Below are 21041 nucleotides of genomic sequence, written 5' to 3' on the forward strand. Positions count from 1 at the left end.
GCGTCTCCACCCTAACTCTGAATAGCCCACCTGGAGGTCGATTGCTCTCCCAACCTGGCGGACCCGCTTCGCTGCGCTCGATCCGTTACGCCCCTCACGAGGACCAAGCCCTCCAGAAGGATCGTTTCGAAGCGCGGGCAACCGACGCCCTTTCGGGGCTCCGGCCTTACCGCAATGTTAGAATTGCGGCTGTGGTCCTTTGGCAACCCCTTTTCGCACCGTCAAGGGGCTCATGTGGGCACAAAATCGTCGTAGACGGCCCGCGCCCCCGCCCATTGCCGCGCCGCACAAAAGGGTTTTCTGGAAAAAGGGACGGTTTTTCCCTGACAACGAGAAAAACCATGCTGCACCGCAGCAAGGCAACAAAACATCGGTCGATGAAGAAAGGCGCCTGCCCACTCAGCAGGTGGGGCGTCCCGGCGGCGGGTCAACCGCCATCATGACGGAAAAACGACAAGACGACCGGCCTGACTTCAGGGCGGTCTTCGAGAAAGTCTAACTTCCGAGGGAAGTGGTGCCTGGGACCGGAATCGAACCAGTGACACGCGGATTTTCAATCCGCTGCTCTACCAACTGAGCTACCCAGGCATCTTGCGTTCGGCGGTTGAAACCGCGTCGGCGACCTCGCTGTGCGGCGAGGAGCCGGGTCTATAAGTGAGGCCGGATTGGATGTCCAGCGCCCTTTTTCATTCTCTGTGGATGTCTTCCGAAGAGAGATTCCCTTCGGGATTATCGTCATCGTCCTCGCCGCCCGGAACGACGTAGCGACCGCTCAGCCAGCGCTGGAGGTCCACATCCGCGCAGCGCTTGGAGCAGAAGGGGCGGAAGGCGGCTTCGACCGGCTTGCCGCAGATGGCGCAACCCGTGCTCATGCGGCGGACACCTCGATAAGGTCGTCGGGCCAGCCCGGCCCTAGGACGTTCAATTGGGATTCGATGACGAAGCGGCGACCCAGGCGCTCGGCGACGCCGGCGTCCAGCTCTCTGGCGAAGGCCTCGGCCACGGATGGCGCGCAGCGGGCCGTCAGGCGGCCGCCGGGATCCGCCCTGCCCTCACGCTCCAGCGCCCGCGCCAGGCGGCGCGCGACATAGCGGGGACTTAGCGACCCATTTTGAGCCAGCAACCGGTCGAGAATCGGCGGCGCGCGGCGCGGGACGATCATCTCCAGCGTGCCGAACTTGCTGATCGCCCCGATTCCCACGCCCGGATTGTCCGGCGCGAAGGCGTTGCGGGCGGCCGTGGTCAGGGCCTGGCCGTCATGGCCGCGCCCCACCAGGTCGAAGACGATGATTCCACCGAGCCCTTTCAGACGCAGCACGCGAGCGGCGACGCTGAGGGCGGCCATGTTGGCCTGGCGCGAGGCCCGCTTCGAATCGGCGGCTTCCCGCGCGCCCAGGTCGACGTCGACGCTCGTCAGGGCGCGGGTGGGCTCCACGGCGATGTCGCCGCCGCCCGGCAGGGCGAAGACGATCGCCAGCGCGTCGGCCTCGGCTTCCTCGACCGCCAGGAGCGCCTTGTCGCCCGTGGTGGGCGATCCGGCCTTCACATGATGGCGCAGCAGCGCCTCGACGGAAGGAGCGGCCTCCAGCACGCGCGGCTCGCCCTGCCCTTCGGCGACGAAGCGGGCCACGGCGGCCTTGCCCAGGCGGGAAGCGGTCTTGATCTCGATCTCGACCAGCCCGCCCTCGACCAGCTTGGGCATGTCGGGGCGGATGGGCAGCAGCACGTCCTGGCCACCCGGCAGGGCCACGAAGGCCGAGGCGAAGGCCTTCTCGATCGTCTTGACGCGGGCCACGCCCCGCACGCCCTCGGCGTCCAGCGGGTCGTCGGAGGGCCAGGACACGAACAGGCGCTCGGGGCGGCCGTCCAGGGTCACCACCCCGACGGTTTCGCCGACGCCCTTGTGAAGGTACGCGCGTCGCTCGCTGGGGGCCTTGGCGGCCCGAGCGTGGTCGGTCCTGGGGTTCATGGCCGGTATCCCAGCCCCGAGAGCATGTTCAGCGTCTCATAGAGCGGCAGGCCGACCACGCTGGGATACGAGCCCCGCAGCTCGGTGATGAAGCCGCCGGCCAGGCCCTGGACGCCGTAGCCGCCCGCCTTGCCCTGCCATTGGCCACTGGCGACATAGGCGTCGCGCTCGGCGTCGGACAGGCGCTTGAAGCCGACCTTGGTCTCGACCAGACGCGAGGATTCGCGGCCGTCCGGGGCAATCAAGGCCACGCCGGTCAGCACCTTGTGGTTCCGGCCGGACAGCAACTTCAGGCAATAAAGGACGTCGGCCCGCGTCTCGGCCTTGGGCAGGATGCGCTGGCCAACGGCCACCACCGTGTCGGCGGCCAGGACGAAGTCGCCCGGCGCGCGGGCGGCCACGACGCGCGCCTTCTCCCGCGCCAGGCGCAGGGCGTGGCGGCGCGGGGTCTCGTCGCGCAACGGAGATTCGTCGATGTCGGCGGGGTCGACCCGGTCGGGCGTAACGCCGACCTGGGCCAGCAGGTCGAGGCGCCGCGGGCTCGCGCTGGCCAGCACCAGCGCCGGCTGGGCGGCCGTCGCCTGGACAGCCGTCGTTTGGGCCATCGGCGCTTACTTGAAGCGGTAGGTGATACGGCCCTTGGTCAGGTCGTAGGGGGTCATCTCGACCAGGACCTTGTCGCCGGCCAGCACGCGGATGCGGTTCTTGCGCATCTTGCCGGCGGTGTGGGCGATGATCTCGTGCGCGTTCTCAAGCGTCACCCGGAAGGTGGCGTTCGGCAGCAGTTCGCTGACCGTACCGGGAAACTCGAGCAGTTCTTCCTTAGCCATCAGGCCTCTCAAATAGAGCGAATCGGATAGCCGCGAGGGCGCGCCTGACGGGTGAGTCAGGACGGGGCCCGTCGCGGCGAGGCGCCTCTATAACGCATTCACCCCCCAAACGTCGATGGCGCCCCGAAACGTCGCTTGATTTGCTCGGCGAGGGTGTCGCGAACCTCGCGATAGGCCTCCAGCCGGGCCTCGCGCGAGCCGTCCAGCAGGGTGGGATCGTGGGTCGGCCAGTACTCGATCTCGACCGAACGATCGCGCGACAGCTCCACGGCTCGGTGCTGGGCCTCGGGGGTCAGGGAGACGACGACGTCGAAGCTGTCGTCCTCCAGCTGGGCGAAGGTCTTGGGCTGGTGGTCCGAAACGTCCAGGCCCAGCTCGTCCATGACCACCACGACGAAGGGGTCGACCCCCTCCCCGGCCGGATCCGCCTTCAGCCCGCACGAATCGACGAAGGCCCGCTTGCCGTAGAAGCGCTTGAACAGCCCCTCGGCCATGGGCGAGCGCACACGGTTGTAGTTGCAGGTGAACAGCACCGCGTCGGGCAGCGAGTCCGACACGCCTTAGCCTCGCCAGTGCAGCGCGCAGATCAGGGTGAAGAGGCGGCGAGCGGTGTCCAGGTCGGTCTTGACCTTGCCCTCCAGCCGCTCGCGCAGGAGGCTCGAGCCCTCGTTGTGCAGGCCGCGCCGGCCCATGTCCAAGGCCTCGATCTGCTGCGGCGTCGAACTGCGAATAGCCGTGTAGTAGCTGTCGCAGATCATGAAATAGTCTTTGATCACACCCCGGAACGGCGACAACGACAGCAGGTGGCGGCGCTCGTAATCCGGCCCGCGGATGTCGAAGGCCAGGCGGTTCTCGATCAGCGACAGGCGGATGTCGTACGGCCCGCCGCCCGCCTCGGCCGGTTCGAAATAGTTGGCTTCCAGCAGGTCGAAGATCGCGACCTGGCGCTCCTGCTCCTGGTCGCGCGACGCGGCCGCGAGGCTGTCCTCGTCGATCTCGATCGACTTGATCTTGTGGCTGGCGCGGTCGTCGGTGCTCATCTGCGCAAAGGTTCGCGCGTCAGTCAGCGGAAGGCAACCGTATGGACGCCGACAAGGCGTGGGCCGGCAGCCCCTCGGCCTTGGCCAGCGCCACGGTGTGCGGTCCCAGGACGCCGAACGAGGCCGCGTCGCACTTCACGATCGAGGTGCGCTTGATGAAGTCGTAGATCGACAGGCCCGACTGGAAGCGCGCCGCGCGGCTGGTCGGCAGCACGTGGTTGGAGCCGGCCACATAGTCGCCGATGGCTTCCGGCGTGACGCGGCCCAGGAAGATCGCGCCGGCGTGGCGCACACGGTCCGACAGAGCTTCCGGGTTGTCGAGGGCGAACTCGACGTGCTCGGGGGCGATGGCGTCGACCAGGGCCGGGCTCTCGTCCAGCGGGGCGATGATCACCGCGCCGTGGTCGCGCCACGAGGCGGCGGCGTCCTCGCCGGTGGCCAGGGTCTTGAGACGCTCGATCACGGCGGCCTCGACGGCGGCGGCGAAGGCCTCGTCGTCGGTGATCAGGATCGACTGGGCGGCCGGGTCGTGCTCGGCCTGGCTCAGCAGGTCGGCGGCGATCCAGTCGGGATTGTTCTTGTTGTCGGCGACCACGACGATCTCGGACGGACCGGCCAGGGCGTCGATGCCGACCACGCCGTAGAGGCGACGCTTGGCGGCCGTGACATAGGCGTTGCCGGGACCGACGATCTTGTCGACCGGCTGGATCGGACCCGCGCCATAGGCGAGCGCGGCGACGGCCTGGGCCCCGCCCACGCGCCAGATCTCGGTGACGCCGGCTTCCTTGGCCGCGGCCAGCACGGCCGGCTGCAGCTTGCCGGGCGGGGTGACCATGGCGATGCGGTCGACGCCGGCCACCTGGGCGGGCACGGCGTTCATCAGCACGGTCGAGGGATAGGCCGCGCGGCCGCCGGGCACATAGACACCCACGGCCTCCAGCGGCGTCCAGCGCCAGCCCAGCTCGACGCCGGCCTCGTCGGTCCAGGCCTGGTCCGCCGGGCGCTGGCGGCTGTGATAGGCGCGGATGCGGGCGGCGGCGAAGGCGATGGCGGCGCGGACGTCGGCGGGCGTCTCGGCGGCGCCCTGCTCGATCTCCTCGGCCGTGACGCGGATGGTCTCGGCGGTCAGCTCGACCTTGTCGAACTTTCGGCTGTAATCGAGCAGCGCGTCGATCCCCCGGGTCTTCACGGCTTCCAGCACCTGGGCGGCGGCGGCGTCGACATCGGCCGGCGAGCCGCGACGCTCGTCAAGAAAGGCCTTGAAGGCGGCTGGGAAATCCGGGGCGGTGAAAGAAAAGCGGCGCATGGGGTCTAAATGCGGTAAACTTACCGGTATGCAAGCCAGAATTCCTCCCTTCCCCCTTGATGGGGGAAGGGTTGGGGATGGGGGTGGCTACTGAGTTGGCCCGGTGCGCGGCATCCGACGCCGCATCACCCCCACCCCTGCCCCTCCCCCATCAAGGGGGAGGGAAAGCCTGGGTCTTCCGCATCATCACCCCATACACCGTCGCCGCGATCGCCAGACCCACGAACCAGGCGTAGGTGTAGAGCCCCGTCCAGAACGTCCCGACCCCGGCGAAGAGGTGCGGCGCGGCGGCCGCCAGGAAACCCGGCAGGTTCGGCAGCACGCCCAGGACCAGGGCCGCGATCGCCGCCGGGTTCCAGCCGCCCCGATACGCATAGGCCCCGTCCTTGGCGTAGAGGTCGTCCACGACCAGTTCGCGCTTTCGCACGATCCAGTAGTCGACGATCAGGATCCCCGCGATCGGCCCCAGCAGCGCGCCGTAGCCGACCAGCCAGGTGAAGATGTAGCCCTGGGTGGTCTCCAACAGCTTCCAGGGCATGATCAGCACGCCGATGCCGGCCGTGATCCAGCCGCCGATGCGGTAGGTGATCTTGGACGGCCACAGGGCCGAGAAGTCGTAGGCCGGCCCGACCAGGTTGGCGGCGATATTGCAGCACACGGTGTCCAGGCTGATGATCAGCAGGCCCACGACGACCGCGATGCCGCCGATGTCGCCGGCCAGCTGGACGGGGTCCCAGATCGCCTTGCCGAACACGATGACCGTGGCCGAGGTCGTGACCACGCTGACCAGGGCCAGCAAGCCCATCGGCGCCGGCAGGCCCACGGCCTGGCCGATGATCTGGTCGGACTGCGCGCGGGCGAAGCGGGTGAAGTCGGGGATGTTCAGGGCCAGCGTCGCCCAGAACCCGACCATGGCTGTCAGGGCGGGCGCGAAGACGCTCCAGAACTGACCCGCCTTGGCGCCGCCTTCGACGAAGGCGGAGGGTTGATGAAAGATCGGCCCCAGGCCCCCGGCCTTGCTGACCGCCCACCAGACCATCAGGCCACAGATCAGGATCTTGATCGGCGCGGTCCAGGTCTCGAGCTTGCGCACCGCCGTCAGCCCCTTGGTGACGAACAAGAGCTGGATGGCCCAGAAGGCGAAGAAGGCCAGCAGCTGGCCGAGGCCAATGCCCAGCAGCGGCAGCGGCGCGCCCTCCAGCGTCTTGCCGACGATCACGCCCAGCAGGGTCAGCAGCGCCCCGCCGCCGATCCAGGTCTGGATGCCGTACCAGCCGCAGGCGACGACCGCCCGCGCCACGGCCGGGACCCGCGCGCCCTTCCAGCCGAACGACGAGCGGGCCAGCACCGCGTAGGGCACGCCCCAGCGCGCCCCGGCGTGGCCGATCAGCAGCATCGGGACCAGTACGATCAGATTGCCCAGCAAGACGGTCAGCACCGCCTGCCCCGCCGACATACCCTGCTCGATCAGGCCCGAGGCCAGCATGTAGGCCGGCACGCAGATGACCATGCCCAGCCACAGGGCCGCGAAGTGCCGCCAGCGCCAGTTGCGCTGGGCCGCGCTGGTCGGCGCCAGGTCTTCGTTCCACAGATCGCTGTCGGGCGTGCTCATGCGGCGAAGCTTATGGGCGCTTCACGACCCTTGGCAATCGACGGAACGGCGTTCTTTCTCCTTCTCCCCTTCCGGGAGAGGGTGGCCCGAAGGGCCGGATGAGGGGTCGATAGTCCCGTCGGGTTGGCGCCCGGCTCAACCGCGTCTCGCGGCGGATCTTTTCATCAACCCCTTGCCCGACCGCCCTGGCGGCCGCCCTCTCCCGCAAGGGGAGAGGAGTGGCGTCTAGCCCAGCGCCGCGTAGGCCAGCGTCGCCAGCCCGGCGCAGAACACCAGGCACAGCGTCACCAGCGTCGCCCGGCCCCAGTCGAAGCAGGGGCCGCCGTGGCGCAGCACGGGCGGTTCGGGTTTGGTGATGTCGCACGAGCGGAAGAAAACCGACTGGGTTTCCCCAGTCGAATAGGCTGTCCTTCTGGCCATCCTGGCCTCCCTGACGAGAGCGCGCAGGCGAAAATGTGAGCGGTTTCGCCGTCTGCGCGCTCTATCTTTGAAACAGAGCCTGTTCTCTCGAACAGGCTTGGCCGCGCCTCTGGTGGGCGCGTGGCGTTAACCTAACACCGCTCGCGCCTCAGGCGAATTGGCCAGCCAATCACTACCGCGTGGGACGAATCGCAAGCGCGCGGCCTGCTCGTCAGAGATCAGAAAAAAGGCGCCGCTCAGGGATTGAGCAGGCGCCTAATTCGGAAGCTTCGGCTCGCTTGCGCTCAGTCAGCGTGACCGGGCGTCCGGGGCGTGGCCCACGGATCGGAGACGTCGGCCAAAGCCACGTCCAGGCAGTCGACCGAGACGCGCATGTCGCCGCCGCCCGCGAAGGTCAGGGTGACGATGCCGGCCGGGGCTTCCTCGGCCGGTTCGAAACCGATCGACAGCAGTTCAACCACCGCCCCCTTGGCGTCGCGACGCAGGTTGCGGGCCTGCACGCCGGCCACGTCGCCAAATTGCAGGGCCGAACGCACGCGCTCGCCCTTCTTCCCGGCGCCTTCCCAGCGAAAGCGGTTGCAGGCGATGGTCAGGGTGCGGCTTTGCGCGTCCCAGCGGATGTCGCCGATCTTGGCCACGGCGTCCTGCAAGGCGGCCGACAGCACGCCTAGATCGTCGGCGTCTTGAGCCAGCAGGCGCAGGGGCTTGTGTTCAGCCATATCCTAGAGCTCCGCCTCGCCGTCGCCCTGGATGCGACGGACCTGAGCGCCGCAGGCGCCCAACTTCTCTTCCAGGCGCTCGAAGCCGCGATCCAGGTGATAGATGCGGCTGACGGTGGTCTCGCCACGCGCGACCAGGCCGGCGATCACCAGGCTGACCGAGGCGCGCAGGTCGGTGGCCATCACCTCGGCGCCTTCCAGCTGCTCTACGCCGCGCACGCGGGCCTCGCCGCCCGAGACCGAGATGTCCGCGCCCAGGCGCATCAGCTCGGGGGCGTGCATGAAGCGGTTCTCGAAGATGGTCTCGCGGATGCGGCTCTCGCCATTGGCGGTGGTCATCAAGGCCATGAACTGCGCCTGCAGGTCGGTGGCGAAGCCCGGGAACGGCGCGGTCTCGATGTCGACGGCGTTCAGGCGCGAACCGTTGCGGCGGATGATGCAGCCGTCGGCGGTGTGCTCGACGCCGGCGCCGGCCTCTTCCAGCTTGACCAGCAGGCTGTCGATCAGACCCGGGCGAGCGTTGGTCAGGCGCACTTCACCGCCGGCCATGGCCGCGGCGACGGCGTAGGTGCCCATCTCGATTCGGTCGGGGATCACCGCGTGGGTCGCGCCGCGCAGGCGGGCGACGCCGGTGATGGTCACCGTGGGGGTGCCCGCGCCCTCGACCTTGGCGCCCATGGCGTTCAGGCACTCTTGCAGGTCAACGAGTTCCGGCTCGCAGGCGGCGTTGTGGATCACCGAGACGCCGTCGGCCAGCACGGCGGCCAGCATGGCGTGCTCGGTGGCGCCCACCGACACCATCGGGAAGTGGATCTCCGCGCCCTTCAGGCCGCGCGGGGCCTGGGCGTAGACATAACCTTCGTGCAGGTCGATCTTGGCGCCCAGGGCTTCCAGGGCCTGCAGGTGCAGGTCGACCGGACGCGCGCCGATGGTGCAGCCGCCCGGCAGCGAGACCTTGGCCTGGCCCGAACGGGCGACCAGCGGACCCAGCACGTTGAACGAGGCGCGCATCTGGCGGACCAGGTCATAGGGCGCGAAGCCGCTGGTGATCTCGGCCGCGTGCAGCAGGGTCTGCTGGCCGTCGGGACCGTCACTCTCGGTAACCTCGACGCCCAGGCGCGACAGCAGCTTGCCCAGGAAGCGCGTATCGGCCAGGCGCGGCATGTTCGTCAGGCGCAGCGGCTCGTCCGTGAGCAGGCTGGCCGCCATCAGCTTGATGGCGGAGTTCTTGGCGCCGCTGACCGGGATCGTCCCGTTCAGCCGCGCGCCGCCGGTGATGGCGATGCGATCCATTCAAGTCCCTCGGGCGCGCGGAGGTGGGGGTCGCCGCGCGGCTCACATGTGAGGGGCGCGTTCTATCCGTTGCAAGAGGGGTTGCAAGGGCTCCACACCGAAATTGGCTGGCTAAAGCGGCCCAACTATAGCGGAGCGGACAGGTCGTAGGGCCGCTCGTCCCCGGGCCAGCGCAGGTCGTGGGTCGTGCTGGCCAGATCCAGGGCGACCTGGGCCAGGTCCAGCGCCTTGCGGGTCGCGGCCAGGCCGTCGCGGCCGAAGGCGGCCTTGCCATGCTCGGTGTCGAACTGACCGCCATCGCCCGTCAGCCGCACGGCGACCGCCCAGCCCTGCCCGTCCGGATTCGGAAACGGCGCCGAGAGTTCGACCGCCAGGTCGACGCGGCTTCCGTCGCGGTGAGTTATCCCCAGCAAGTTTCGAACGACGTTATACGGCTTCGGAGCCGCCTCGGCCGCGGCGATCGCCGGGTCCAGATCGCCGGAACTCCCGCGCGCCGCGGCTTTCCGCTTACGGAGGTTGGTTCTGAGCGCCTCGGCGAGCTTGGCCTCGCGGGTCGTCTTGTCGTCGCTGGTCGCCATGCGCACGGGGTGCGGCGACAAAGTTCCGTGGTCAAGACGATTTAGGGCTTTGCATCCGCGATTCTCCTCGCTATACGCCCCTCCTCTTCGCCGCGGTAGCTCAGTGGTAGAGCGCATCCTTGGTAAGGCTGAGGTCCAGGGTTCGAGTCCCTGTCGTGGCACCATCGGGACCCAAAGCAATTCAACGCTTTGGGTCCCGACCATTCCCGAAGAGAACGTCATCGAAATCGCTCCAGTAAGCGCCCAGTAAGCAAACGGGCGTTTGGGTGCTCGGAACCGCTCCGAACACGGTCCATGGTCGCGCGAGCGCCGGGGCAAATATTTGCTTTCTGCGAGCGCTGGCGGCCGAACCGGTCAGGGCGAATTCATCACCGACAAGGTGGCGCTTGTACGCTGAACGTCGCTGACAGCGAGGCCCTACTCGTGCGGCTTCGACTACGTACGAATTACGGCGCTAGTCGCCTGACTCTACCGCTCTGCGGGTCCGAGAGCCTCAATCCGCTCAGGCATATCCAATAGCTTCAGGGCGGCCGCAGTGATCGCTTCGGAGACGGTTGGATAGGTTTCTGCGGAACTGAGTGAAACGCCCGTCGAGAAGCTCACCGTTGCCTGGTAGCCGTTGCCCTTAGGGGTGGCAGATAGCTTCACTTCGGTCATGGGTCCCTCCACCCTCGGATCCAAAACGCTTGCGCTAAGAGGTCGCCGCTGCGCTCTCGGCCCGAGGGTACCATCATGGCCCATGGCGCACACGCCCACCCGATGTCTCGTTGAAGCGCTGCATCATCGGACGCGCTACGGCTATGGGATGAGGATCTGTGTGAATCCGGACGTCCTCCCCCGACGATCCTAATCCAGCTTGCCCAGCAGCGCCTCGCACCCGGGCTTGAGCTCGCCGAGATTGGGACGGCTGTGCAGCCAAGCTCCGAAGGCCAAGATTTCAGCCGTATGGCTGGCCGACCAACCCTCGCCATGGATCAGCGCGCTATGAAACTGTTGAACGTGGCGCCGCGGATCGGGCGCGCTGGCATAGCCGCGCAACAGTCGGCGAGCGGTCACGAGCGCCTCGGCGCGGGTGGTCTTGAACACGACGCGAAGTCCCAAGCTTACGGAATCGGCAGACGCCTAACCTAGCGGTCTAAGGGGACACAGAGCGCATGACCAGCGTCCTTCCCAGCGACGCAATCACGTCGCAACGAGTGAACGACAAAACCGGTCGCACCCCAAATTTCATCCGCTCCTCTTCGCCTGCGGCGGTGGTAGGCTTGCCGCGACATTCCCCCTCTGGAGACGGCGGCTTTGGCGCGAGCGAAGGAAGTTTTACTGGGCCATCTAAAGGGTGTGGACGCTGCCGGCGCGCCTGCTGTGGTCAGCGTGTATAAGGCCGGCCGCGACTACCGGATCACGCACGGCGACGCGCGCCACCTCTGCCATCCGTCCGTCCGCTCGATCGCCAAGGTCAAGGCCGAGGCCTTCATCGTGTTTCAGGTCGGCCAGGCCAGTTTCGAGCCGCTCTGATAGAGCACAAGTCCGAACGCCGCAGCCGAACGATGGGCGATAGCGATAATCACCGTTCACGAACACGCTCACACAACTTAAAGCTTGGCTATGAGCCAAGATGCCACCCCACCGCGCCTTTCGGAAAGCGTCATCACCGACGCCCTTGCCAAGCGAAAGATCAATCGGGTCAAAGCCGAGCTGAAGGACAAAGGCTGGAGTCCCGCCACGATGGCGGAGCTGGCCGGCTACGTGCGCCGATGCAGCGCCCTGCTGCTCAAGCACAGCGATCCCACAGCCGAAGCGCGCCGCGACGCCTTCACGGCCGAGCTCAGAGCGCTTGTCGCAGATCAATATGCCGACGGCACGGATGAAATCGAGGCTGCGCTGGATCAGCTAGCGATCGCCGAGGATGGCTATCGGCGCATCCTTACCGTCACGGCGGGAACGGACTGGAAAAACCTTGAGCAGGCACGGCGCGTATCGGCTGTGCTTGCGCGCGCTGAGGTAGAGGTGAACCACGCGCGCGCCCTGGCGAGCTCGCAGGTCGCGCAGAGCGGTGGATTCAACATGAGCGCCCCGACGCTTCGTGACGCCCATGGCCGCCCCATAGATGCGGAGGCGCCGATCAACGGGATCGTCACCGCGCTGGGCGACACGTTGATGATGGAGGCCTACGAAAACAAGTGGTTCGAGAATGACGTAGTCAAGCTCCCGGCGCTCCCTCCCGCCGACGCCGAAGATCAGTACAAGGCTGGCAGTCCGCTGATGCTCGCCAGTTATTGGGGACGATGGACGCGAATTGAAGAACAGGCGCGGTTCTTGGGCCCGGCGCTTCGGCGTGAAGGCCGTGAAGCCTTGCCGGCCGACGCGGCGGCGCCCAACGTCCAGCGGGTCTACGCCTATACGCCGCCACGAGCCCTGTGGTTCAATCATGTCGCAAGCTGGCGCGCTTTGGAGCGGGTCCGTCAAAGCCGAGCCTTCAACGAAGGCGTGGCGAGCGACAAGATCGTCACGCCCGATCCCAGCGCCCCGCCCCCGCTGGCTCCGGCAGCGTTCGTAACCGAGAGCGAAACCCATGGGTTTCTAGAGCTGTGCGAGCGGCTGGGCCTGCAGGTTGGAGAACATCGCAAGCTCTATCTCGGCCTCAGGCTCGTGGAATGGCTGAGGGGATACGCCGCGCTCAGCCGCGCGGTCGAGTCTCGGCTTGCCGCTGATCAGGCATCGCTACAGTCCTGGACGCGATCCCAGATCCACACGGTGCTGATCAGCGCCGGACTTGGCTCGGACAAGGCGAACGCCTTCATCGAGATCGTGCGATTCAAAAAATCCAGTCACGACCTTTATGACGCTCCGCTGATCGGCGCGCACGATGGTCAGTTTCTGATCTTCGCCCAGACCGTCGTCCACAACAGCCCTGCGGCGATCACCCTGTCGGTGCTCGCCGCAGAAGGTTTCGACGGCGCGCCGTTTGAGGACCGCGTACGATCGCTTTTCACCGATCACGGGGTCACCGCCGAGGGCTTCAAGTTCAAACGCGGCACGGAGGAGTATGAGTACGACTGTGTCGCGGTTTGGGGGGACTATGTCTTCCTAATCGAATGCAAAAACCGCAGCCTGCCCAGCACACGGGCGCAGCCGGCGTACTATTTCCAGATGGAATTACGGAAGAACCTTCGCCAACTGCAACGGCTGCGCAAGGGGCTTGAGGACCACCCCGAGGAACTCGACAAGCGTTTTGGCCAGGGCGCTTCGCAAAAGGCGCTGGTGCTCGTGGCGCTGCGAAACCTGACCTACGCTCGCGAAGGGCAGACCGGCGGTGTCCATTTCTATGACTACTCGGCGCTGTCGAAGTTCTTCGAGGAGCCGGACCTCGCCGTACACGCCCGCCTCAACGCCGAGACAATCGTAAATGCGGTTTATCATCGTCTCTGGACCGGCGCGAACCCGACGCCGGAGGACTTGCTACGCGAGCTAAACGATCCCTTTCAGCTGCGTCTCAACCAGTATCACACCCGTCTGTCCCACACGGTGGTCGGGCTGGACGTTGAAACTGCGGGCCTCACCGAGGACTTCCTGCTTGAAGAACGAACGCCCGCCACGATCAACGCCTTCATGGGCTTGCCTGAAGGCGAGCTTGAGCGGCGGCTCGAAGCCCGCATCCTGGCCGCCCGCAGCGGCCTGCTCGCGCCGACGCAAACCTGAGGGCAGTCGACACCGCTTAGTGACCTTCGCCCTCGCAGCGCTGGGTCGAACGATCAAGGGCCAGTCGAAACCCGTGTTGTGAAGAGAGCGTCCGATCACCCGGTCAATTGGGCTGGGTTTGACGGCGTCAGCCCGTTCACCGCCGGGAACACGCGATTGGTCCTCCCGAGAGCGGCCATCAGGGTCAGGTGAGCCCGCCAGCCGCGATACTCGGCGTCATCATCGATCCCCAACGCGCGATCGCCGGCCGGCGTAAAGCGCATCAGTTGCTCGCTGATGCCCTGGCGGCCGAAGATCCAGCAGCCGATCCGATGCCGCGAGAGCATGACGCACAGGCGGCCAGCGTCGAGGTGAAACGCCGTCGCGTCGGCCCGACCCGACAGCGGATGATGGACGAACATGAAGGGCCGCTCGATACCCTGGAAGCGATTTGCGGTTTCCACGAAGACCCCGGCCAGGAGGGGGCCAAGTCGTTCGCGCACGGCGTTGACCTGGCTGACATGCGCGCAGACCACGCCGATGTTCTCGGGCGTGACTTCGGAAACCCGACCATCGTCGCTCATCCAGGCGCGGCGACGCAGCAGGCGCTCGATCGAAGCGACCAGCTCTTGGGCAAGTTCGCCGTCGGCTTCGCCCGTCGTCTGCGGCGGAAGCTCGACCATCACGATGGAGGCGCCGGTCGTGACGGCGTCAAGCGCCGCATCGAACGGCATGATCCCGGCCGCTTCGAACCGGATGGATCGGTTTCGGCTCATCGCCTGGAACGGCATATCCGGATAGAAGGCCGGCTGCACCAGACTGACCGTGTCGGCGTTGAGCCGGCGAGAAATCGGCAGGTTCAGCTGCAGCACGTTCGGGTGGCGACGTACGAGAGCGGCGGGACAGGATACCTGGGGCCCCGACGGATCACACCGCCAACGCTCGATTTCACAGCTCACAAACGGATCAATCTGGCCCGGATCGCCGATCAGGACGTGGCGCGGCGCCAGGTTCGAGATCAGTTGGAACCGGTAGTCGGGCAGCTGAAAGGCCTCATCGACGATCTGGACGTCAAAGTAGGCCTCGGTCGTCTGAATCCATGACCACTTCGCCGCATTGCCGATCGTGATCGACGGCTGGCGCGGAAGACTGGCGACGTCGTTGACGATGACGAGGTTCGACAGTTGGCGCACATCGTCTGGCAGGTTGAGGTCGCGCTTGGCGAAGAGATGGATCGGCATCGCTCGCGCGTTCGCGGCCAGCCGCCGGGTCAGATCGAAGGCCTGCTCGTTGGTCTGGGTGACCACCATGCAGCGCTGATCCAGCAAGGTCGCGCTCTGCAAGGCCACCCGTTGCGCCACCCCGGTCTTACCCGCGCCTGGCGGGGACCGCAGGACAAGCGCCGGCTCGCCCTGCCACTGGCTGGCCAGGACCCGTTCTAGCGCGGCGTTGGCGACGGCTTCCGGATCGAATGGCTCGCTCATGTGAGGCCCTCAACGGCCGCGAGCAGGTTGGACGGCATAGGTCGACTCGACGGCGTCGGCGCGGGCAGCGCGTTGCCGTGGGTCCACGGCGGGTTGGCCAGCCGATTACCCATCTGGCCCAGCTCGTGGCCCATATCCCATTTCGGCGCGTCTGGGCCAAAGTCGAACGTATCGTCTCGCGCGATGCGTTTGGCGACGTTCTTGCCCTTGAGCACCTGTCCGGTCACCCACGTGAACGGCCCGCGGCGCTCCACTTGATCAATGCGAACGGAAAGGGTGGGACCATCGAGCGCCCAGAGGACGTCACCAACGCGCAGGTGGAGGCTGTCCTGATCGCTATTGAGCACAAGCTGATACTCGAAGAGCCTGGGCCCAACATGCTCCTCAATTTTATCAACCACATGAGCTCTAAGAACACTGCCGCTTACGACACCTCGCTCCCGCGCCGCATGATCATGGCGAAGCCTTCCGGACTCGACGTTGGACACCGCCCGCTCGCGCGCGAGGATCTTCATCACGCCGGCCTTGGGCGAGTCGTGATACGGAAGGAAGTGCCCGCTGGTTCGCGCGGCCATGAACCGCTCGAACTCTTGGGCTTCTTGTCCAGCTAGCGCGTCGAGGGCGGGGTTGGCCGTCCAACGCGAGGCCATCAGCAAGGCCATGGCCTTTTGTGTCGCGGTGTAGATCGGGCGGATGACCCCTTCGAGCATCTGCTGGATACGGCTTTGGTGGAAGGCGATTTCGCCAGCAGAGGTCGCCTTGTGAAAATCCTCGATGGCCGGCTGGAGGAAATTCCGGTCGAACTGGGGATCGGTCTTCGCCCCCATGGGCTGGGCTTCGGCGGCGGCGACCGCCGCGAAGATGTCACGGCCCAAGGGCGGCTCGATCCAGGTCAGGAGCGAGCCCAGGTGCTCGTCCTCCGACTCCTGCTGGCCTGTGGCGTAGTGCAGGCGCAGCGCCCCGCTAGCGCTAATGAGGGCTTGCTGTCCCGCCACGGGGGAACGCTCGCCGGCATAGGTCCACAGGGTGCCCAGGCGCTGAATGTCGGGCTCGTCGGTAAAGCGCAGGCGGTCGGCCAGGGTGTCGAGATGACCCAGCGCCCCGGTCGACGAGACCCAGATCTGCGGGAAGGTCCCATTGGCAAGACATTCGGCATAGTAGGTTTCGAAGTGCGGAAGCAGCCAGCGCAGCAAGGCGTACTGATCGTCGCGCCGACGGGGATCGGCGACGACCTGGATTTGCGCGGGCTCGCCAAACCGTCCCAGCGCGGCGGCGTGGACGGAGGTGTCCTCCCCCGCCATCGACAGAAGCGTGAGGATTCGCGCATGCGGCTGGATGACGACCTGGCGCTGCAGGACGACCGGCACGGCCTGGCCGCGTTGCAGGGCGCGCAAACGAGCGGCGACTTGAATGAGGTCAGCCATTGGCGATCCGATCCAGCACCAGGGAAGCGGCGCGCAGTTCCGCCGAGAGGGCCGCTTCAGCGCGGTTGTCCGGCGGCCGTCCACGCCCGTCGAGCAAATCAAGCGCGCGGGCGATGGACCCGGCGGCGGCGAGCTGCTCGGCCGCCAGATCCCCCAGGATGATGGGCTGCCCCGCCGCGAGCGCCTGGGCGCGGCAGCGCTCCCAGAGCGCACAGTGCTCCTTGCAGTTCGAACGATAGTTGTTGGGTAGCTGTTCGATCACATTGGGGTCGGCGAAGGTCGCGTCCGCCGGGACAAGCTGCTCGACCTCGTCGAGGTCGGCAGGCGCGGTCGACAGCACCCGCACCAGCGAGGCCAGTTCCGCCTCGGCCCGCATCGACGCAAAGAGCCGCGGATTGAACGACCCCGGGGCGCGCAACACCATGTCCACTCGATCGCCGGCAAGATCGGCGTCGCCGCCTCGCCGTGCGATATGTTGGCGAAGCGCCAGGGTGCCGACGGCGGCTTCGCGACACGCGGCCCGGATATCCGACCTGTCGGTCTTGCCGCCCCGGTCGGCGAACGACTTGATCACGCCGACCCGATAGAAGCGGGCGTCATCGCTTGCGATCAGATAGTCGAGCTCGATGGCGTGGGTGACGCCGACAAGCTCCAGGGTCAGTCGCGGGTTGAGGATGAGATTAGGCGCGAGCGGATCGCCGTCCAGCTTGAGGTCGATCAGGCGGCGCGTTTCGAGTTCGCGGCGGTTTCGGGCGACGACGCCATCGCCCGGGGCGGTATCGGCGACCGACGAGATCTTCACTTCGTGCTGAGCCAGAAGGCCCTTTTCGCGATAGGCCGTCAGCAGAGACGAGCCGCCATTGCCCAGTAACCGGCGTTCGAACGCCTGGGTCAGCGTCATGGCGAACGGCGACATGTTGTCGGGATCGCCCTTGAAGATGAACTTGATGACCGCGCTCGGGGTCAGGCCGGCGATCACGATCGCTCGAAGGCGGGTGCAGCCGGCGTTGCGCGCCACGCTCTCAATGCCGCGGGCTCCGACCTCAACGGCCGGAATGCCACCACGCAACCGAGCGAGACGCGCATTCTCTGGGGTCACCGGACAGCTCTCTCGATCGTGTCGGTGTCGACCAACATAGGCCTGCCCCACAGTTTCAAATGAGCGCTGCTCGACGAAAGCTTGGCCGCAGCGGCGCGGCGTTCTTCGAGATCGGGGCCTTCCAGCAAGACCAGCTCGCCCTGGGCGGCTTCGATGGTTCGGTTCGTGTCGATCGCCTGGCCCGTTTCCAGAGCGCCGGGAACTGACCGCGCGAACGGGAAGAGCAAGCGCTCGACACTCTTGGCCTCGGTCGCCCCCGTTTCGCGCAGCCGCGCCAGGCGCCCGGCCAGGCTGATCGCGATCCGCAGGTTGTCCGTGCGGATGCTGCGAGAGCCGATGATGCGGCGCTCGACGTCCCAGGAGGAGCTGGTGAGCAGCCTGGGAATGGCCGTCAGCTGCGCCGCGCTGATCGCCGGAACGACCCAGGCCGGTCGGGCCGCCAAATTGCGGCGGGCCGCGTTTTCCTCATCGCGTCGTAGGCTCGCGAAACGCGACGGGGACGGCCGATTGCCTGTGAGCGCCGCGGTGAGGTCAGCGATCAGCGCCGGCGGCGCCGGCACGCCAAGATCGTCGAGCGCATCCAAGGCCAATTCGCGCAGCGGCTTGCCAGGGCGTCGCGCGCGGGGCGTCGCGATGTCCCGCGCCTCGAGCTCACTGAACCGTAAGGCGTCCGAAAGGCGCTGATACTCAGCCGTCAACTCGGTGATCTTTGCCTGCGCGTGCTCGCGGGCCGCCGTGTTGTTCGCACCGAGCGCTTTGGTCAGGTCGGCATAGGCGTCCTGCTGGCGCTTGGCGTTGCGCACGAGCTGATCAGCAAGGGACAGCGGACGGGACATGCCTCATTACATACTCTTCCACGCTCTTCCACGCAATACCACGCTTAGAATCGCCGGGCGTGAGACGGCCAGGCCACGCCCTTGTCAGCGCAGATCAAACTGTCGCTCGACTATTTGGTGAAGCAGAGCACCGACTCGGTGGCTCCGGACGGGCGCGTATAGGATCGACGCCCTGGATTGATGTCCGACATGGAATGCAGGTGGAAATCTTCACGCTGGCTCAGACGAAGACCATGCTGGACACCCATTTCACAGATGATTTTCGGCAGATCATTGTGGAGATCCTTGTAGTAGGAATCTTGAACCACAAGCACGGCCCGACCGCCGACCTTCAACCCTATCGACATCCTTTCCATTGATCGCGACATCTTGTCGAAATAGTCGAGATGGGTCCGGTAGTAGTAGCCGGCCGAAGCCTTGGAGGGGTGGGCTTTCAGGGTCTTGAGGAAGAGGGCGCAGGCCCTGCCCCACTGGTCGCTGACCTCGATCGGCGCGCCGGGCACCTGGGTCGAGCCGATCATCTGCTTTCCCAAGGCCCGCGCCTCGGTCTTCAGAAGCGGGCCCAGCACCGCCAATTCGATTCGGGTCGCGGCCGTGTAGTCGATCCGGGTGCAATAGGGCGGCGAGGTGAGCACGAAGTCTATGCTCTCGGCCGCCAAGGTCATGGAGACCGTGTCCGACAGGTTGATCTTGCAGTCGCCGGCGCGCGGTATGCCCGGCGTCAACAGGTCGGCGTCCTGCTTGGCCGCCAGCGCCGCCGACATGCCCCGAACGTTTTCAGCAAAGTAGCGAGCGACCGTGATTTGCGGGACCGCGATCTTCGCTTCGGTGACCTTGGGCGCACGCAGCCAGGTCGGGTTCGATGACTTGAACGGCGCGACAAGCTTACGGCAAGCGGCAAACAGGGCGACGTAGAGCGTGGCCGCCGTCCCCGAGATCTTGTCCAGATGAACGCCATCCGGCGACTTCGTCATGCTGCCGACCAGACTGCGGCGAATATTCTGCTCGATACCCCGAATGAACGCGGCCGTGCTCGGCTCGAACCAACCGAGCAGCGCGTCGTCCGGAGCCAAGGTCGGGGGCGCGGCATGGGCGTGCGACAGGATCGTCGCGGCCAGGGGACGCAGGTGATCGGCTTCGCTCGGCGGCAGCAGGCGTGCGCGCGCGACGATGATCATGACCGGGTTGAGGTCGATGCCCATCGAACTGAAACCCAGGGTGCTGGCGGCATAGGTGGTCGTTCCGCTGCCATTCCAGGGATCCAGGATGATCGCATCGCGTGGGAGCTTGGCGCTCCGCAAAAGCTCTCGCGCGAAGAGCTCCGGATAGCCGGCATAGTAGGGGAAGAACCCCTCCCACCCCGTCTGCAGGCGCTTGTTGCGTTTAGGAGAAATGATGTGGAGCTTCGCCACCCTGGACGACGGTGCCCTCCCTGGCCCCCTGGCGGCGCCTTGGGTCATGGGACGACGAATCCGCGTTGGCGCCGCACCGTGATCCCCAGACGTGTCAGTTCGGCTGGCAACATAGCCGACTGCAGCACCCCGATGGGCGGCGTACCCGATAGCGTCGAAAACGCCCGATCATAGACGACAACGCACCCAGCCGCGGTCAGGCGCGAATTGAACAGAATGCCGTCGACGTCGGGCATCTCCGCGTGAACTGCTTCCGAGACGGCCTGCCCCGCCAGGTGATCGCGCGCCCGACTCGCATCCGTGTCGATACCGAGCTCATAGGGCGCGCCCCCCGTCAGATCGAGCAACGCCAGTTCCCGATGCGAGGAAATGGCGGTGACACAAAGCTGATCGAGATGCGGCCGGTAAAGGAATCGCCTTGCCTTGCCCTCAAATCGGTCGCGCACGACGGCTTCCGCGAAGGCGGTGGCGAAGTTGTCGGCGGCGTACAGGACGCGAAAGGCCCGCGATGGGCTAGAAAAGCGGCTCGAGCCAAAGCCTGCGTCAGCCGGCGTCGCGCGGTGCCGACTCGGCAAAATGCGCGGCCAGTCTGCGATGCGGGCGTGGATGACACGGTCACGAAGCTTGGAGGTGACAATGCTCACGCGTAGTCAAACGCACTCGCCGCCGCGTCTGTGACCGCGGGAACCTTGCCATCGCGAAGCGCCTCGACGGGCGGCTTTCCATCCGTCATCTGGTTGGGAGCGACCAACCACTCCCAGGCCTCTTCATCCGACGTGAAAAAGGGCGCGACAAGATCGAGCCCTTCAACCGGCCCGCGTCGCTCGAACTGCCTGAGCGGGTAAACAAAGTTCCGCAGCCCCTTGCGGAAGGCGATGATCTTCTTGGCCTTGCGCCAGTTATCGAGCGTGCCACGCGATATGCCCAGCCGTTCAGCCAATTCGCCTGCGCCGACCAGATCGCTTTCGATCCAGTCGGCCGATCCATCGTCAACCGTAATGGCGTCCAGAAGCTTGCTGCCTTCCGCCGCCGAGACGACTGGCCCGACACCGCTGCCTTGAAGAATTTTGCTCTCGCGCGCCGGAGCACGAACGAGTGGCTTTCGCTCACGCCCGCGCAGCGCCTTAGCTGCTGCGGGCACAGGCACCTTCAAGGTGCTGGCGAGCTCGATCAGGCCAGCCATATCCATGCGCTCGACTTTGCTTTCGATCGCTCGGGTCAATGCGACGCGGCCTGGGTGGGCCTGCTTTGCGGTGCTCATGACTCGTCCTCCGCTTGGCAAAATAGGCAACCTGGGCAGAATACACAATAACTAGAATATCCCTCTTGGGATTTAGGCGA

23 protein-coding genes and 2 tRNA genes are annotated in these 21041 nt (G+C 66.3%); 3 read left to right on the forward strand and 22 right to left on the reverse strand.

Annotated elements, in window-relative coordinates; all coding sequences use genetic code 11:
- Positions 1-512: 512 nt before the first annotated feature.
- From ACW173_RS24485 to ACW173_RS24545, 13 genes are all read right to left on the reverse strand, one after another.
- A tRNA-Phe gene (locus ACW173_RS24485) sits at positions 513-588 on the reverse strand.
- A 98-nt stretch (positions 589-686) separates the two neighbouring features.
- Positions 687-872 carry a DNA gyrase inhibitor YacG gene (locus ACW173_RS24490; RefSeq protein ID WP_492082756.1) on the reverse strand — a complete coding sequence of 62 codons (186 nt, stop codon included), beginning with the start codon at positions 870-872 and terminating at the stop codon, positions 687-689.
- Positions 869-1969 carry a ribonuclease E/G gene (locus ACW173_RS24495; protein ID WP_492082757.1) on the reverse strand — a complete coding sequence of 367 codons (1101 nt, stop codon included), beginning with the start codon at positions 1967-1969 and terminating at the stop codon, positions 869-871. The genes ACW173_RS24490 and ACW173_RS24495 overlap by 4 nt, the downstream gene beginning before the upstream one ends.
- Positions 1966-2574 carry a Maf family protein gene (locus tag ACW173_RS24500; RefSeq protein WP_492082758.1) on the reverse strand — a complete coding sequence of 203 codons (609 nt, stop codon included), beginning with the start codon at positions 2572-2574 and terminating at the stop codon, positions 1966-1968. The genes ACW173_RS24495 and ACW173_RS24500 overlap by 4 nt, the downstream gene beginning before the upstream one ends.
- 6 nt (positions 2575-2580) lie before the next feature.
- Positions 2581-2799: a translation initiation factor IF-1 gene (gene infA / locus ACW173_RS24505; protein WP_035044427.1), complete on the reverse strand. Its 219-nt coding sequence runs from the start codon at positions 2797-2799 to the stop codon at positions 2581-2583.
- A 98-nt stretch (positions 2800-2897) separates the two neighbouring features.
- On the reverse strand, positions 2898-3356 hold the full coding sequence (locus ACW173_RS24510) for an arsenate reductase/protein-tyrosine-phosphatase family protein (RefSeq protein WP_492082759.1): 459 nt from the start codon (positions 3354-3356) through the stop codon (positions 2898-2900).
- Between the two features lie 3 nt (positions 3357-3359).
- Positions 3360-3839: a UPF0262 family protein gene (locus ACW173_RS24515; RefSeq protein ID WP_492082760.1), complete on the reverse strand. Its 480-nt coding sequence runs from the start codon at positions 3837-3839 to the stop codon at positions 3360-3362.
- Between the two features lie 19 nt (positions 3840-3858).
- Complete coding sequence (gene hisD, locus ACW173_RS24520) at positions 3859-5145, reverse strand: histidinol dehydrogenase (protein WP_492082761.1); 1287 nt, start codon at positions 5143-5145, stop codon at positions 3859-3861.
- Positions 5146-5296: 151 nt separating this feature from the next.
- Positions 5297-6757 carry an NCS1 family nucleobase:cation symporter-1 gene (locus tag ACW173_RS24525; RefSeq protein WP_492082762.1) on the reverse strand — a complete coding sequence of 487 codons (1461 nt, stop codon included), beginning with the start codon at positions 6755-6757 and terminating at the stop codon, positions 5297-5299.
- A 225-nt stretch (positions 6758-6982) separates the two neighbouring features.
- On the reverse strand, positions 6983-7177 hold the full coding sequence (locus ACW173_RS24530) for a hypothetical protein (RefSeq protein WP_492082763.1): 195 nt from the start codon (positions 7175-7177) through the stop codon (positions 6983-6985).
- A gap of 284 nt (positions 7178-7461) precedes the next feature.
- Positions 7462-7896: a DUF2948 family protein gene (locus ACW173_RS24535; RefSeq protein ID WP_492082764.1), complete on the reverse strand. Its 435-nt coding sequence runs from the start codon at positions 7894-7896 to the stop codon at positions 7462-7464.
- 3 nt (positions 7897-7899) lie between these two features.
- Positions 7900-9189 carry a UDP-N-acetylglucosamine 1-carboxyvinyltransferase gene (gene murA / locus ACW173_RS24540; protein WP_492082765.1) on the reverse strand — a complete coding sequence of 430 codons (1290 nt, stop codon included), beginning with the start codon at positions 9187-9189 and terminating at the stop codon, positions 7900-7902.
- A gap of 125 nt (positions 9190-9314) precedes the next feature.
- Positions 9315-9767: a hypothetical protein gene (locus ACW173_RS24545; protein ID WP_492086059.1), complete on the reverse strand. Its 453-nt coding sequence runs from the start codon at positions 9765-9767 to the stop codon at positions 9315-9317.
- An 89-nt stretch (positions 9768-9856) separates the two neighbouring features.
- Here ACW173_RS24545 and ACW173_RS24550 point away from each other — a divergent pair.
- Positions 9857-9931: transfer RNA gene (locus tag ACW173_RS24550), tRNA-Thr, on the forward strand.
- A 304-nt stretch (positions 9932-10235) separates the two neighbouring features.
- Here the strand turns inward: ACW173_RS24550 and ACW173_RS24555 are convergent.
- The gene (locus ACW173_RS24555; RefSeq protein ID WP_492082766.1) at positions 10236-10424 is read right to left on the reverse strand and encodes a hypothetical protein; all 189 of its coding nucleotides are present in this window, start codon (positions 10422-10424) and stop codon (positions 10236-10238) included.
- 189 nt (positions 10425-10613) lie between these two features.
- Positions 10614-10853, reverse strand: a complete 240-nt coding sequence (locus tag ACW173_RS24560) for a hypothetical protein (protein WP_492082767.1) — start codon at positions 10851-10853, stop codon at positions 10614-10616.
- A gap of 210 nt (positions 10854-11063) precedes the next feature.
- On the opposite strand from ACW173_RS24560, the gene ACW173_RS24565 reads away from it, so the two are divergent.
- The gene (locus ACW173_RS24565) at positions 11064-11282 is read left to right on the forward strand and encodes a hypothetical protein (RefSeq protein WP_492082768.1); all 219 of its coding nucleotides are present in this window, start codon (positions 11064-11066) and stop codon (positions 11280-11282) included.
- Positions 11283-11372: 90 nt separating this feature from the next.
- On the forward strand, positions 11373-13466 hold the full coding sequence (locus ACW173_RS24570; protein ID WP_492082769.1) for a nuclease-related domain-containing protein: 2094 nt from the start codon (positions 11373-11375) through the stop codon (positions 13464-13466).
- 95 nt (positions 13467-13561) lie between these two features.
- Here the strand turns inward: ACW173_RS24570 and ACW173_RS24575 are convergent, their stop codons facing one another.
- The 7 genes from ACW173_RS24575 to ACW173_RS24605 form a co-directional block, all read right to left on the reverse strand.
- Positions 13562-14929 carry an AAA domain-containing protein gene (locus ACW173_RS24575; protein WP_492082770.1) on the reverse strand — a complete coding sequence of 456 codons (1368 nt, stop codon included), beginning with the start codon at positions 14927-14929 and terminating at the stop codon, positions 13562-13564.
- Positions 14926-16353, reverse strand: coding sequence for a hypothetical protein (locus ACW173_RS24580; RefSeq protein WP_492082771.1), 1428 nt, complete (start codon positions 16351-16353; stop codon positions 14926-14928). The genes ACW173_RS24575 and ACW173_RS24580 overlap by 4 nt, the downstream gene beginning before the upstream one ends.
- Entirely contained in the window at positions 16346-17452 is a 1107-nt protein-coding gene (locus ACW173_RS24585) for a hypothetical protein (RefSeq protein ID WP_492082772.1), read from the reverse strand. Before ACW173_RS24585 ends, ACW173_RS24580 begins: the two co-directional genes overlap by 8 nt.
- Entirely contained in the window at positions 17449-18288 is an 840-nt protein-coding gene (locus tag ACW173_RS24590; RefSeq protein WP_492082773.1) for a hypothetical protein, read from the reverse strand. The genes ACW173_RS24585 and ACW173_RS24590 overlap by 4 nt, the downstream gene beginning before the upstream one ends.
- Before the next feature lie 110 nt (positions 18289-18398).
- The gene (locus tag ACW173_RS24595) at positions 18399-19748 is read right to left on the reverse strand and encodes a DNA methyltransferase (RefSeq protein WP_492082774.1); all 1350 of its coding nucleotides are present in this window, start codon (positions 19746-19748) and stop codon (positions 18399-18401) included.
- Positions 19745-20344 carry an RES family NAD+ phosphorylase gene (locus ACW173_RS24600; protein ID WP_492082775.1) on the reverse strand — a complete coding sequence of 200 codons (600 nt, stop codon included), beginning with the start codon at positions 20342-20344 and terminating at the stop codon, positions 19745-19747. The genes ACW173_RS24595 and ACW173_RS24600 overlap by 4 nt, the downstream gene beginning before the upstream one ends.
- Positions 20341-20961, reverse strand: a complete 621-nt coding sequence (locus tag ACW173_RS24605; RefSeq protein ID WP_492082776.1) for a helix-turn-helix domain-containing protein — start codon at positions 20959-20961, stop codon at positions 20341-20343. The genes ACW173_RS24600 and ACW173_RS24605 overlap by 4 nt, the downstream gene beginning before the upstream one ends.
- Positions 20962-21041: the final 80 nt, after the last annotated feature.

The sequence above is a fragment of the Caulobacter sp. ALps2 genome (genome assembly GCF_058681635.1).